This is a genomic window from Eisenbergiella massiliensis, assembly GCF_003435485.1.
In genome coordinates this window covers 1-14,654 of sequence record NZ_QVLV01000011.1, presented here as the reverse complement: position 1 = coordinate 14,654, position 14,654 = coordinate 1, and the positions used below count along the sequence as shown (strand labels likewise).

At 49.8% G+C, this 14,654-nt stretch carries 8 protein-coding genes; all 8 read left to right on the top strand.

All coding sequences use genetic code 11. The features are described 5' to 3' along the window. Nucleotides 1-14: 14 nt before the first annotated feature. The 8 genes from DXC51_RS16245 to DXC51_RS16210 all read left to right on the top strand — a co-directional run bounded on the left by DXC51_RS16245 (nt 15) and on the right by DXC51_RS16210 (nt 14,605). Nucleotides 15-3,320, top strand: coding sequence for a glycosyl hydrolase family 2 protein (locus DXC51_RS16245; RefSeq protein ID WP_117544922.1), 3,306 nt, complete (start codon nt 15-17; stop codon nt 3,318-3,320). After that, entirely contained in the window at nt 3,317-4,351 is a 1,035-nt protein-coding gene (locus DXC51_RS16240) for a glycoside hydrolase family protein (RefSeq protein ID WP_117544921.1), read from the top strand. Before DXC51_RS16245 ends, DXC51_RS16240 begins: the two co-directional genes overlap by 4 nt. Before the next feature lie 178 nt (nt 4,352-4,529). After that, nucleotides 4,530-6,542, top strand: coding sequence for a beta-galactosidase (locus tag DXC51_RS16235; RefSeq protein ID WP_117544920.1), 2,013 nt, complete (start codon nt 4,530-4,532; stop codon nt 6,540-6,542). A gap of 71 nt (nt 6,543-6,613) precedes the next feature. Continuing rightward, nucleotides 6,614-8,644, top strand: a complete 2,031-nt coding sequence (locus tag DXC51_RS16230; RefSeq protein WP_117544919.1) for a beta-galactosidase — start codon at nt 6,614-6,616, stop codon at nt 8,642-8,644. A 153-nt stretch (nt 8,645-8,797) separates the two neighbouring features. Then, on the top strand, nt 8,798-10,492 hold the full coding sequence (locus DXC51_RS16225; protein WP_117544918.1) for an AAA family ATPase: 1,695 nt from the start codon (nt 8,798-8,800) through the stop codon (nt 10,490-10,492). A 340-nt stretch (nt 10,493-10,832) separates the two neighbouring features. Beyond that, nucleotides 10,833-11,654 carry a response regulator transcription factor gene (locus DXC51_RS16220; protein WP_117544917.1) on the top strand — a complete coding sequence of 274 codons (822 nt, stop codon included), beginning with the start codon at nt 10,833-10,835 and terminating at the stop codon, nt 11,652-11,654. Nucleotides 11,655-11,668: 14 nt separating this feature from the next. Further along, a complete protein-coding gene (locus DXC51_RS16215; RefSeq protein WP_117544916.1) occupies nt 11,669-13,456 on the top strand; it encodes a cache domain-containing sensor histidine kinase in 1,788 nt (595 codons plus the stop codon). A gap of 216 nt (nt 13,457-13,672) precedes the next feature. After that, nucleotides 13,673-14,605 (top strand): ABC transporter permease, encoded by a 933-nt coding sequence (locus tag DXC51_RS16210; RefSeq protein ID WP_117544915.1) that lies wholly within the window; start codon nt 13,673-13,675, stop codon nt 14,603-14,605. Nucleotides 14,606-14,654 lie beyond the last annotated feature (49 nt).

The window sequence follows — 14,654 nt, the reverse complement described above, 5'->3', positions numbered from 1 at the left end:
GAGGAGGATAAAGCATGCTGTACAAAAAAAATGCGGAAACTAAGTTAAGTCGGGAGCTGTTCGAAAATCCCACCAGTGAATACAGGGGAACCCCCTTCTGGTCCTGGAACTGTCTTGTGACAAAAGAACTGATTGCGGATCAGTTGGAGATTTTCCGGAGGATGGGCTTTGGCGGTGCACACCTGCATCCTCGCACCGGTCTGGAAACACCGTACCTGAGTGATGAATTCATGGAGCTGGTAAAATACGCGGATGAACAGGCCCGGGAGAAGGGGATGCTCTGCTGGCTGTACGATGAGGACAGATACCCCTCCGGCGCAGCGGGCGGCATGGTCACTGAGAATTGGAATTACAGAGCCAGGCATCTCCTTCTGACAAGGGAGAAAAAACAGGGAATGTGCGCTGACAGGGAAGAATTCCTTTCCTGTATTGCGGCCGGGGGAAAGCCGGCTGGTTATTATCTGTGTGCATATCGGGTTAAGACGGAAAAAGGATATCTTCATTCTTATCACAGGGTATCCGGGCCGCAGCCGGATTTTGACAGCAAGGCCGCAGAGCAAAGGGAAGGAAAGCTGTGGTTTGCATATGTGGAGCTGATGCGGGAAAGTCCCTGGTTCAATGACCAGACCTATATTGATGTTATGAACAGGAAGGCTGTGGAACGCTTCCTGGAGATTACTCACGAACGTTACTATGAGGTACTGGGAGAGGAATTTGGGAAATCCATTCCTGCTATTTTTACGGATGAACCGCAGATAAAAGGCAGCATGGTGCTGCCGGATGGAGAAAGTGAAGCGGATGTCACGCTTTCCTTTACAGACGATCTTCCGGAAACCTTTGAAAAAGCCTATGGTGCTGATCTTTTGGAGGTGCTGCCGGAGCTGCTATGGGAGCTGCCTGAGGGAAGGGTTTCGGTTCATCGTTATCATTATCATGATCATCTGTCGGAGCGCTTTGTGTCGGCTTACTGCGATACGATTGCGGACTGGTGCAATGCCCATCATATCGCTATGACGGGGCATTATATGTCGGAGCCTACGCTGTATTCCCAAACCCTGCGGCTGGGGGAGGCCATGCGCTGTTACCGCCGTCAGCAGCTGCCCGGAGTGGATATCCTTTGCTCCGATCCGGAATATTCCACGGTGAAGCAGGCTGTCAGCGTGGCGCGGCAGAACGGCAGGGAAGGCGTGCTGAGCGAGCTGTACGGTGTGACCCACTGGGATTTTGATTTTAAGGGACATAAGCTGCAGGGGGACTGGCAGGCGGCGCTGGGAGTGACTATCCGCTGCCACCATCTGGCGTTCATGTCTATGGAGGGAGAGGCCAAGCGCGACTGGCCCGCATCCATCAATTACCAGTCACCCTGGTGGGAAAAATATCCTTACATAGAAAATTATTTTGCCCGGGTAAACACTGCGCTGACCAGGGGAAAAGCGCGGGTAAGGACGGCGGTGGTGCACCCGATAGAGTCCTATTGGATGAGCTATGGGCCGCAGGCCCAGACAAAGCTGATGCGGGAGCAGTTGGATGACAATTTCCGCAGTCTGATCGAGTGGATGCTTTTCGGTCTGGTGGATTTCGATTTCCTTTCGGAAGCGCTGCTTCCCGAACAGTGTCCTGAAGGACGCTTTACCGTAGAAACAGACAAAGAAGGGGCGGCGCTTTTGGCGGGAGAGATGGCTTACGGCACAGTGCTGGTACCGGGAATGAGAACCATCCGCAGCACAACGCTGGAACGGCTGGAAGCGCTGGCTGATGCGGGCGGCCGTGTCATTTTTCTGGGAAAGGTCCCTGCGCTTGTGGATGCAGTTGTAAGCGATCGGGCCGCAAAGCTGGCGGAACGTTCCGTGGTGCTGCCGTTTCAGCAGTATGAGCTGATGGAGGCACTGGAGGAGGAGCGGGAGCTGGACATCCGGAAAGAAAACGGGGACCGTACCGATAACCTTTTCTATCAGCTCAGGGAAGACAACGGCTGCAGGTGGCTGTTTGTCTGCCATGTGGGCAGGAAGAACAACAGGCTTGACCAGCCGGAGGTGCTTCAGGTGAGAATACGGGGCAGTGTGCAGGTAACCTGTTATCATGCGATGGACGGCAGCGTGCAGGCGCTGGAGGCTGAATACCTGGACGGCTGGACGCAGCTGCAGGTGACGCTTTTTTCCCAGGACAGCTTTTTGTGGAGGCTGACGGAGAAGCAGGGTGACGGTGCGGCAGAGCCGGAAAAAAAGCAGGAAAACAGCATCGCGGATCCGGCGGGAAGGCAGGATGGCACTATGGTATCCTCCGGGGACAGCTTCCCGGTAAAGACAGGCAGCCTGCGGCCCTTTTACGGACTGGTGGCAGGAAATGGGGCCGCATCGGGAAAACAGGAAACAATAACGGCAGTCATCAGGGAGCCGGAAACCGTGATGCCGGCGGAACCGAATGTGCTGCTGCTGGACCGCGCCGCCTGGAGGCTGGACGAGGGCGCCTGGCAGCCGGAGGAGGATATCCTGCGCCTGGATAACAGCATCCGTTCCATACTGGGCTATCCGCACCGACAGGATGCCTATACCCAGCCCTGGAGAATCCGGGAAGCGCCTGAGAAGAACCAGGTGAGCCTTCGGGTGGAAATCTGGTCGGAAATGGATACCGGAGAATTGAAGCTGGCTATGGAGAGGCCGGAGAAAGCGGTAATCCGGTGGAACGGAACGTTATGTGATGCAAAAACGGATGGCTGGTATGTGGATTCCTTTATCCATACTGTGCCTGTTCCCGGACTTGTGAAAGGAAAAAATGAACTGCTTCTTAGTATTCCGTTTGGCAGGAAAACCAACCTGGAAAACATGTATCTTCTTGGGGATTTCGGCGTCAGGCTGCAGGGAACGAGGGCTGTGGTGACAGAAAAAGAAAAGAAGCTTTACTTCGGGGATATCACCAGGCAGGGGCTTGCGTTCTACGGAGGAAATATCACCTATGCCATGCACTTTACCTTGGAGCGGGAGCAGGAAACAATCCTGCGGGTGCCGCATTTTGCAGCGCCTGTGCTTGAGGCAAGGGTGGATGGCAGGAGCGTGGGGCTGATAGCCCTTGCACCTCATACGCTGCGGGCAGGGAAGCTTTCCGCGGGCAGACATCTATTGGAAATCTGCGCCTTTGGGAACCGGTTCAATACCTTCGGCACGCTGCATAACTGCAATGAGGAATATAAATGGTACGGGCCGGATTCTTACAGAACCAGGGGAAGCGAATGGAGCGAGGCCTGGTGTGTAAGGCCTGCGGGCATCCTGTCCCGGGTGGAAATCCTGGAAGGAAGGCCTGACTGGAAAGGAGAAGAAAAATGATTGAGTTAAGCGATACACGGATACAAAAATATATGACGCCATACCGTTATCCCAAACCGGTCCTTCACGGTTCCGGTACGGAGGGCGCTTTTGACAGCATGGCGGTTGACATTCCGTTTGTATTCCGGCATCAGGACTGTTTTTACATGCTTTATACCGGCTTTGACGGCAAGGGCTACCAGTCCGCGCTGGCGGTGAGCGATGATTTGCTCCACTGGAAGCATAAGGCCGTGATTCTGAAGCGGCATATGGAAAGCGACCGCTGGGACCGCATCGGCGGGGCTGCTACCTGGATGATTAAGGAAAGCGACAGCCTCTGGGAGGTTCCCCGGCTGAAGAAGGTGGACGGCAAATACTGGATGGTCTACCACTCCTACCCCGGCACCGGCTACGAGAGCGGTCCGGCGGAAATCGGCCTTGCCTGGACACAGGATGAGGAGCTGCTGGACTGGCATTTCCCGGACAAACCGGTTTTCTCCTGGAGAGACGGGGAGGCATGGGAGGCAGGGGGACTTTATAAGGCCTGTATTATTCAAAATGACGGACTCTGGTACATGTTTTATAATGCCAAGGATAAGAAGGAACGATGGACGGAACAGACGGGCATGGCCTGGTCCCCGGATCTGGAGCATTGGACCCGCTGCCGGGAAAATCCGGTGCTCCGGGTAAACCCGGATTCCTGGGATGAAAGATTTGTATCCGACCCCTGCATTGTAAAGGACGGCGATGTCTGGGTAAACTTCTATTTCGGCTATGGCAGGATGTACGAAGACGGCCATACCCATGCCCAGGAGGGACTGGCGCTTTCCAGGGATCTGTTTACATGGGAAAAAGTAAAGGAACCTATCCTTACCTATGGAAAGCCGGGCGCAATCGACAGCGGTCACGCCCATAAAGCCTCCGTGCTGTTTTATAACGGCATACTTTATCATTTTTACTGTGGGACACGGCCTGCACAGGAGGGTGACGCCGCGCAGGCTTATGGGGAATACAGAACAATATGCCTGGCGAGCCAGGAAAAGGTGTGGTAACTTACAGCAGGCGTCTGATGCCTGAGACCGAAAAGCGGGGAATCCGGCTGTGGATCCTGGGAATGTTTCCGGGGGAAATTGCAGCCTATAAGGAAACGAATAGAGCGGGAACCGGAGCAATCCGCACATATGCTCTGGTTTCTGCCATATGCGCTAAAGGGCGCAGATAGGAGCAGCAATGAAAAAAGCAGACAGAATTTATTACGGAGGGGATTACAACCCCGACCAGTGGGATGATAAAACGATTGAAGAGGATATGCGGCTTTTCAAAAAGGCGGGGATCAACCTCCTGACCCTCCCTGTTTTTTCCTGGGCCAGGCTGGAGCCTGACGAAGGCGTTTATTGCTTTGAATGGCTGGACAGGATTATCGATAAGATATGGGAGAACGGCATTTACGTATGCCTGGCCACGCCCACAACCGCGCAGCCGGCCTGGCTGTCCACCAGATACCCGGAGGTGCTGCCGGTAGATATTGCGGGCAGGAAGCGTACCCACGGCATGCGTGTTTTCTTCTGTGTCAATAGCCTGAAATACCGGGAACGCGCGGCGGCGATTGCAGAGGAGATGGCAAAAAGGTACGCGCATCATCCTGCGCTCGCCATGTGGCATGTGTCCAATGAATACGGAACCTACTGCTATTGCCCCACCTGCCAGGCCAAATTCCGGCTCTGGCTGCGCAGGCGTTACGGCACGCTGGAGGAGCTGAACCGCAGATGGCATACTTCCTTCTGGGGCAGGGTTCTTACCAGCTTTGAGGAAGTGACGCTGCCTACGGAGTTAAATGATGATTATCGTTTCAATCCTGCTATCCAGCTGGATTATATGCGCTTTGTCACCGACTCCACCGCAGAGTGTTTTATGAATGAGTACCAGGTGCTGAAAAAATACAATCCCGAAATCCCCATTCAGACCAACATGTCCGGCTATATCAAAAAACTGGATCAGTTTACATTGACCAAAAATCTGGACATCGTGGGCTGGGATAATTACCCGTGGCCTGACGATCCGCCGTATTTTGTGGCAATGAAGCATGATATCATGCGGGGGCTGAAGGGCGGACGTTCCTTTATCCTGACGGAGCAGTCACCGAACCAGCAGAACTGGCAGCCCTATAACCTGCTCAAACGCCCCGGCGAGGTGCGCAGACTGTCCTACCAGGCCATGGCTCATGGCGCGGATACCTGCCTGTTTTTCCAGATGCGCCAGTCCATTGCCGGACAGGAAAAATTCCATGGGGCCGTTATCAGCCACTCCGGCCGGGAGGATACCCGGGTGTTCCGGGAATGCACACAGCTTGGGAAAGAGCTTCAGAGCCTGGGAGACAGCTTCCTGGAGGGGTGCACGCCTGCGAAGGCGGGAATCCTGTTTGACTGGAATAACTGGTGGGCGTTGGAGCTGGCAAGCGGCCCCAGCAAGGATATGGATTATCTGAAGACAGTTTCTCTGTATTATGAAACCCTGTACCGTCAGAATATCCCGGTGGATATTCTTCCTTACGACGCAGAGGTGTCCGGTTATGATTTGATAGTGGCGCCCATGCTCTATATGACAAAGGAAGGAGTGGCGGAGCACCTTAAGGATTTCGTGCGGGACGGCGGCACACTGGTAACCACCGTAATGTCCGGCCTGGCAGATGAAAACGACCGTTGTATTTTCGGCGCTTATCCGGGAAAGCTGAAGGACCTGCTTGGAATCTGGGTGGAAGAAACCGACGCCCTGCGTCCCTATGAGAAAAACCGCATGAAGCTTTCCGATAAGCTGGCACTTGCGAAGGCGGAGTATGACTGCGGCTTCCTGTGCGATATCATTCATACCGAGGGCGGCGCGCAGGTGCTGGCGGCATATGGGGAGGATTTTTATGCGGGATGCCCCTGTGTCACTGAGAATTCTTATGGAAAAGGAAAAGCCTATTATATCGGCACGCAGCCTGAGCAGGCATTTTTGGATGATTTTATGGAAATGGTATGCGGCGGCTGCGGCCTGAAGCCCATCTGCCAGACATCGGAGGACGTGGAGGTGACGCTGCGCGTTTCCGAAAAAGCGGAGGTGATGTTTATCATCAACCATGGAAAAACAGAGGGCTATATAGATTTCGGTACGGATACGCTGACCGGGCTTTTGGATCAGACGAAGCTTACAGGACGGATGATTATCGCACCCGGGGATGTAATTGTGGCAAGGAGAGGATAAGCGTTTGGCAGTGCATTTCAAACGATCAATGTGGTATCGCAGGCTTGCCGGCGGTATACAGGAGGTGAAAAATGGAAAAAAAGATATTATTCCCACAGGCGGGAGGCTTCCTTCATGGAGGCGATTATAATCCGGAGCAATGGCTGGATCGGCCGGATATCCTTAAAGAGGATGTCCGTATGATGAAAAAAGCAGGGGTAAACTGCGTCACGCTGGGCGTTTTTTCCTGGTCCGTTTATGAACCTGCAGAAGGGGAGTTTCATTTCGAATGGCTGGAAAAAATCATGGATCATCTGTACGAAAACGGCATCTTTACCATTCTGGCCACACCCTCCGGCGCCCGTCCAGCCTGGCTGGACGAGGCGTATCCTGAGGCCATGCGCGTCAGCCGGCAGGGGATGCGCAATCACCACGGCGTACGGCATAACCATTGTATGAGCTCACCGGAGTACCGTAAAAAGACGGCGGATATGGACCGCAGGCTGGCGGAACGCTTTGGTTCCCATCCCGGCCTGTTAATGTACCACATCTCCAACGAGCTGGGAGGCGAGTGCTTCTGCCCGTTGTGCACCGCCCGTTTCCAGTCCTACCTTGCGGAGAAATTTGACCATGATATAGAAAAGCTCAACCAGGCCTGGTGGACCACCTTCTGGAGCCACCGCTACAGCAGCTTTTCCCAGGTTGAGCCGCCCTTTGCCAACGGAGAAGGCAGCATTATGGGACTGAATCTGGAATGGAAACGCTTTACTACCTGGAATATGACCGATTTTTTGAAGGAAGAAATCAGGGCGCTTCGGGAAATTACCCCGTCCGTGCCGGTGACCACCAATTTTATGATGCTCTATAATGGTCTGGATTACCGTAAAATGGCCAGGGAGCTGGATATGATTTCCTGGGACAGCTATCCCCGGTTCCATAATGATGAAGAGACTTTATTCGAAACCATGACGGAAAACGCCTTCCATCACACCGTCATGCGTTCCATGAAAAAGGAAAAGCCCTTTATGCTCATGGAAAGCGCTCCCGGCCTGGTGAACTGGCATCCCTTCAACAAGGTGAAGCGTCCCGGCGTCCATAAGCTGTTCTGCCTGCAGACGGCGGCCTGCGGGTCCGATACCGTGCAGTATTTCCAATGGAGAAAGGGAAGAGGTTCCTTTGAACAGTATCATGGTGCCGTCGTGGATCATCTGGGCACTGATGACACCCGGATTTTCCGGGAAACAGCCCAGGTGGGAGAGCTTCTGAAAAAAATAGCGCCTGCTGCCGGAACCTGTGTGAGGGCCAGGGCGGCCCTGCTTTTTGACTGGGATAACCGCTGGGCGATCCAGGATGTGAAGGCCCTGGCGGAAACTACAAAATGCTATGAAAAAACCTGTATTTCCATTTGGAAGGAATTCCTGAAAATGGGAGTGGAAATGGACGTGGTTCCATCGGACGATGATTTTTCCAGTTATGATGTCATTGTGGCTCCCATGCTTTACCTGCTGCAGCCTGGGACCGCTTCCTGTCTGAAACAGTTTGTTGAAAGAGGCGGCCAGCTGCTGGCAACCTATTTTACCGGATATGTGGATGATAATACGCTTTGCTTCATGGGCGGCTTTCCGGGAAACGGTTTATCGGAGCTGTTCGGCATCATCAGTGAAGAGATCGACACCCTGTATCCCTCCGACCGAAACCACATCCGTTTCGGGAACGGCTGGGAAGACTGGGAGGTTAGGGATTACGCCGAGATACTCCGGTTAACAGATGCCGAGGTTCTGGGGCGGTATACCGATGATTTTTACCAGGGCGGCGCAGCGCTTACCCGGAAACGGTACGGAAAGGGAAACGCCTATTATGTGGCCGCCAGATGCTGCCCTGGGCAGATGCGCCCGCTGTTTGAACAAATGCTGACACAGGCAGGCATCCCTGTAAAGCAGCTTCCGGAGGGAGTGGAATACCATGTGAGAACCGGAGATGAGGGTGCGTACGAGTTCTACCTGAATTATGGCACCGCTCCGGCCTGCGTACAGGAGGTATACGGACAGGATATGCTGACCGGATCGGAGGTTTCCGGAACGCTTACGCTGGAAGGCTATGGCGCGGCGGTGGTACGCAAGTAAGGTTTGATATTTAAGAAAATATCCGCTATACTGAGTATTAGATTTGTGCATTTTATGAATACTCATAGCTGTGTGGGTAAACTGCAAATACAAAGTTTTGACTGCAGGTTATATCATGGCAGCATTCCCGGCAGGCGGAAAGGATGGAAGCGGATGGCAAGGACGGTAAGCATCGGACATCAGAATTTTTCAACATTACGTGAAAATGATTACTTTTATATTGATAAAACCGGATTTATCCGGGAATGGTGGGAAAATGGAGACAGTGTTACTCTGATAGCCAGGCCAAGGCGTTTCGGGAAGACTCTGACCATGAGCATGGTAGAGCAGTTTTTTTCTGTGGAATATGCAGACAGAAGTGAACTGTTCGAAGGCCTGTCTGTGTGGCAGGACGAAAAATACCGCAGCCTTCAGGGAACCTTTCCCGTTATCAGCCTCTCTTTTGCGAATGTGAAAGAAACCCGGTTTGAATCAGCGGTACAGAGAATCTGCCAGCTGCTGACCGATCTTTACAGCCGTAATTCATTTCTTCTGGAAGGAGAGCTTCTGACCGGGGAAGAAAAGGTATTTTTCCGCAGTGTGAAAATGGATATGCCTCAGGTAGTGGCAACGCTGGCTGTCCATAAAATGTCGGAGTTCCTGTACCGCTATTATGGAAAAAAGGTTATTATTCTTTTGGATGAATATGATACGCCGATGCAGGAAGCCTTTGTCAATGGATATTGGGAAGAGCTGGTTTCCTTTGAACGAAATTTCTTTAATTCCGCGTTCAAGACGAATCCATGGCTTGACAGAGCATTGATGACGGGGATAACCAGAGTCAGTAAGGAATCCATTTTTTCAGATTTGAATAATCTTGTGGTGATAACAACAACCTCGGAGCTTTATGCTGAGTATTTTGGTTTTACGCAAAAAGAAGTTGATGATGCATTAAATGAGTATCAGTGGCCTGAGCAAAAGGATATAGTGAAGGAATGGTACGATGGCTTCACTTTTGGAAACAAAAAGGATATATACAATCCATGGTCGATCATCAATTTCCTGAAGTCCGGTAAAGTTGGGACATATTGGGCAAATACGAGTGCCAACAGCCTGGTTGGAAAGCTGATCAGGGAAGGAAGCAGAGATATCAAGCTTTCTTTTGAACAGCTTTTACAGGGAAAAACAATACGGACAAGTATAGATGAGCAGATCGTATTTAACCAGTTAAACCAGGATGAGAATGCCATCTGGAGCCTGCTTCTTGCCAGCGGGTATCTTAAAGTGGTGAGCTACAAGGCGGCAAATCCTGAAAAGGACGACTGGCAGCAGGAGTATGAGCTGGCCCTTACGAACCTGGAAGTAAGGCTTATGTTTTACAATATGGTACGCAGCTGGTTTGCAGGCTCAGGTTCCGATTATAATGAATTCGTAAAAGCATTGCTGCAGGACGATTTGGATGCCATGAATGAATATATGAACCGGGTGGCGCTTTCCACCTTCAGTTATTTTGATACGGGAAATAAGCCTGGCGGCCACACGCAGCCGGAACGTTTTTATCATGGCTTTGTGCTTGGGCTTATGGTGGATTTGGCTGATCGTTATACGGTATCCTCCAACCGGGAAAGTGGCTTTGGAAGATACGATATTATGCTGGAGCCAAAAAAGACGGGAGAGGATGCCATAATCCTGGAGTTTAAGGTGCGAAATCCCAGAAAGGAAGAAAGCCTGGAGGACACCGTTCAGTCGGCCCTTGTGCAGATAGAGGATAAAAATTATGCCAGGCTGCTGCTGGATAAGGGAATTCCTGCAGAGCATATCCGAAAGTATGGCTTTGCTTTTGAAGGAAAAACCGTTTTGATTGGATAATGTGGCAATGAAGTGAGTGCTGCTGTATTAGCAAAGATGTGATTGCTATGACAGCGGCACTTTTTCTATGCAAAACGGCGTTAATTTTATGCAGCGGATATGCTTTGGCATTTTCAAATACGCTCCGGCATTCACTCCCTATCACTTTTACCATAAATCATCCGGCATATTATTCCAGATCTGAAAATTTTACTGCGAAATCATAAGAAAATGCTATACTTATAAAAAAGCACATTTGCTAAAATGTATAATATAAGAAAATACAAGCGGAAAAGATTGTGCAATCAGTGCAGGACAGATACATATCCGGGACAGAGAGAAAACGAGGAGGGGGATTCACATGAAGGTTTTAATGGTGGATGACGAGGAACTGACAAGAGAAGGGCTGCGCATGAGCATACCCTGGGAGAGTCTGGGGATTTCACAGATATTCATGGCAGAGGACGGAGAGGAAGGACTTCGTATGGCGCTGGAACTGAAGCCGGATATCATCCTGGCCGATGTGCGCATGCCGAGAATGGATGGGATTACCATGGCATTTGAAATCAGGAAAACATTAAGACAATGCCGTTTCATTTTCATCAGCGGTTATTGTGATAAGGAATACCTGAAGTCAGCCATCCAGCTTTCCGCGGTCAACTATATTGAAAAACCCATTGAGCCGTCAGAGGTCGTCGATGCGCTGAAAAAATCCATTCTCCAGCTGGAGGAGGAAAAACGCAGGCAGGCGATGGAAGAAGAGTACCGCGCCCATTTTTGCGGCGTGCTGGAGGAAATACCGGAGGAGGATCTGGTGCCTGTTTCCTGGCAGTCCTCCATGCATATGGCGGATAAAATAGAACATTATATCCAGGATAATTTCCAGGATATCAACCTGTCGCTGACACAGCTGGCGGACCATTTTGACCTGACAAAGCAGTATATGTGCTGGCTGTTTAAAAAGGAAAAAAACGAGACGATCAACCAGTGCATCATCCGTACAAGGCTTAAATGGGCCAAAGAATATATGCGCAGGAATCCCTTTGTGAAGATCAAGAATGTGGCGGCAAAGGCAGGCTTTGCGGACAGCAGCTATTTCATAAAAATATATAAAAAGTATGAACAGATGACGCCGGCCGATTACCTGCGGGAATGCAATGAAAACAGTCAGGAACGGGAATAAGGGCGGAGCTATCTATGAAAATAAGAGAAAAATACAATGCATGCAAGCAGCGTTTTAAGAACCTCAGCCTGAAAAAAAAGCTGCTGTTGTTTTATACGGCCCTTTTCCTTCTTCCGCTTCTTTTAATCAGCATTATCATATATGTGGAAGTATCACAGAGCATGACGGAGAAAATACAATTCTCCGCCACACAGGGCTATGAACAGGCCAAATCCTATCTGGAATATAAAATCCTGGAGATGATACAGCGAACGGACGTGGTGGTGACAAACAACAGCCTGCGGAAACAGATAGAAGACAGTGAGCTTTTATCCGATCTTCACAGACAGCTTGCACAGAAGGAATCAATCCGAAGCTACCTGCAGAGTGTGGAAAGCAGCACACAAAGCATAAGGATTAAAATTTATATTTCCGACAAACTGCAGATGCTATTTGACGGTGACTATATCTTTCCGCTGTCAGAAGCGGACGGGGCGCTCTGGTATCAGAAAAAAGGAATGCAGAAGGTATATTTTGCGCCGGGAATCTACCTGGAAAAAGAAAAACAGGACAAATATGTTGCCCTAGTACGCGATATCCCAAAGGAAAATAATTACAGAGAGCGCAGCTGTGTGCTGCGTATGGATATCGGAATAGAGGAACTGGGAAACATTCTGCAAAATGCCACGCCCACAGAGCAGGCGGTTACTTATCTTGTGAACCGGGAGAATATTGTAGTGGCGGTATCGGATCGGCAAAAGCTGGAGGCCCTGGGGCTATCCGGCAGTCTTCCTCCGGATTTTTGTTACAACAGATATGTAGATGAAAGCGAACTGGCGCAAATGAAGCTGAATCAGGAAAATGTTTATTGTATACGCAATAAAATACGCAATACAGACTGGGAAATGATAACGGTCATACCAAAGACAGACATGCTCAGTGGAATTGTGCGCCTTCAGACCATTGTGGCCGGACTTATGATTCTGTTCTGGCTTCTGACCATCGCGGGAAGAACCATGATTATTTCATGGATCGTGAAACGTATTTCTCTGCTGAATGACAGCTTCAATCAGGTAAAAGCCGGAGATACGAAAGTTTATCTGCCGAATGATACGAAGGATGAAATAGGTGTTCTGTATGATAACTATAATGAAATGATGGCTCATACCAATCAGCTTATGGATGAAAAATACCATATGGGCATTCATTTAAAGAGCGCCGAGCTGAAGGCCCTGCAATCCCAGATCAATCCTCATTTCCTGTACAATACTCTGGAGATGGTAAATTGGCTGGCGTATGGAGGACGCGCGGAGGACATTCATACGGCTGTAATTTCATTGTCAAAATATTACCGGCTGATTTTAAACAAGGGCAGGGATACGCTGACGCTTTCAGAGGAGCTTGCTCATGTAGGTTATTATATTAAGATTCAGGATATCCGTTTTCCGGGTAAAATCACTTATAAGAAAGAGGTGGAGGAAGGTATTTTAGCCAGTATCGTGCCTAAAATCATACTGCAGCCGCTGGTTGAAAATGCCATACAGCATGGAATATGGGAAAAGAAAGATAAAAAAGGTGTTATATGTATCCGGGGTTACGAAGAAAACGGCACGGTTTATGTTCAGGTGTCGGATGACGGCGTAGGCATGGATGCACAGACGCTTTCCCATGTGATGGATGGTACGATTGCAAGCTCCGGGAGCAGTTATGGGGTAAAAAATGTTCATGCCCGGCTGCAGCTTATGTTTGGAGAGGCTTACGGGCTTTCCTTTGAAAGCCAAAAAGGGGAAGGAACCTGCGTTACAGTTCGTTTCCCTAAATAACAGCGCAGAGGCAATCCGCTGTAAACAGAGAATCCCGTGAGAGGGTTTTGATGTACGCTCCGGCAGATTGCGCAGAAAAATAAATTATCTTCATATTTTCCTGTTTGATATGAATACATTCGGATTTGTTTTAAGAGGAACTGTTGATACAATAAGTACATGAAACAGATACCGGTATTCAAAAAAAGACAAAAGTAAACAAATAGGAGGTATGGAGTGAAAGCGACGACGATAAAAAAGCAGAGTTTTATGCAAAAGCTCATCCGGTATAAAACTCTGCTTTTCATGTTATTGCCTTCTGCAGCGCTGGTGATAATTTTTTCTTACCTGCCAATCGGCGGACTGGTAATGGCTTTTAAACGGTTCAATTATGCAGATGGAATTTTCGGAAGTCCCTGGGTGGGGTTAGATAATTTCCGCTTCTTCTTTGAATCAGGAAAAGCATTCACCGTTACCAGAAATACAGCGCTTTACAATTTGGCATTCATTCTGATTAATACGGTTCTGGAAATAGCCTTTGCCATTATCTTAAGCGAAATGGCCGGAAAATGGCTGAAAAAAATAACACAGTCAATAATTTTCCTTCCCTACTTTATCTCCTGGGTTATTGTGGGTTCCATTGCCTACAGCCTTCTGTCATACGAGACAGGGACGCTAAACGGCATACTCAGGGCAATGGGTGTGGATCCGATAAACTTTTACGGGGAAGCAGGCTGGTGGCCATTGATTATTGTGGCATTTTCTGCCTGGAAGGGAGTTGGCTATGGCGTAGTGGTATACCTGGCCTCAATTCTCGGCGTGGACGGTTCCCTGCATGAGGCGGCGGCAATTGATGGAGCAAATATTTTCCAGCGAATCCGTTACATAACCATTCCCAGCATTACACCAACGGTCATTACCCTGACATTACTTGCCCTGGGCAAGATTTTCCGGGGAAACCTGGATCTGTTTTATCAGCTGGTGGGACAGAATGGTACATTGTTTGACAAGACAGACGTTATTGATACCTATGTTTTCCGAATGACCATAGCTGCCACAGATGTGGGGCAGACAGTGGCCATCGGTTTCTACCAGTCGGTACTGTGTTTTATTACAATTATTATCGCCAACTGGATAGTAAAGAAAAAGGATGAAAATTATTCATTATGATCTCTCGGAATCTTGATTGATCATACCAGAGAATCTGGCAACTGAACAT

Coding starts and splice junctions, on each gene's coding strand:
- DXC51_RS16245 (WP_117544922.1), top strand. CDS start 15: ATGCTGTACAAAAAAAATGCGGAAACTAAGTTAAGTCGGGAGCTGTTC.
- DXC51_RS16240 (WP_117544921.1), top strand. CDS start 3,317: ATGATTGAGTTAAGCGATACACGGATACAAAAATATATGACGCCATAC.
- DXC51_RS16235 (WP_117544920.1), top strand. CDS start 4,530: ATGAAAAAAGCAGACAGAATTTATTACGGAGGGGATTACAACCCCGAC.
- DXC51_RS16230 (WP_117544919.1), top strand. CDS start 6,614: ATGGAAAAAAAGATATTATTCCCACAGGCGGGAGGCTTCCTTCATGGA.
- DXC51_RS16225 (WP_117544918.1), top strand. CDS start 8,798: ATGGCAAGGACGGTAAGCATCGGACATCAGAATTTTTCAACATTACGT.
- DXC51_RS16220 (WP_117544917.1), top strand. CDS start 10,833: ATGAAGGTTTTAATGGTGGATGACGAGGAACTGACAAGAGAAGGGCTG.
- DXC51_RS16215 (WP_117544916.1), top strand. CDS start 11,669: ATGAAAATAAGAGAAAAATACAATGCATGCAAGCAGCGTTTTAAGAAC.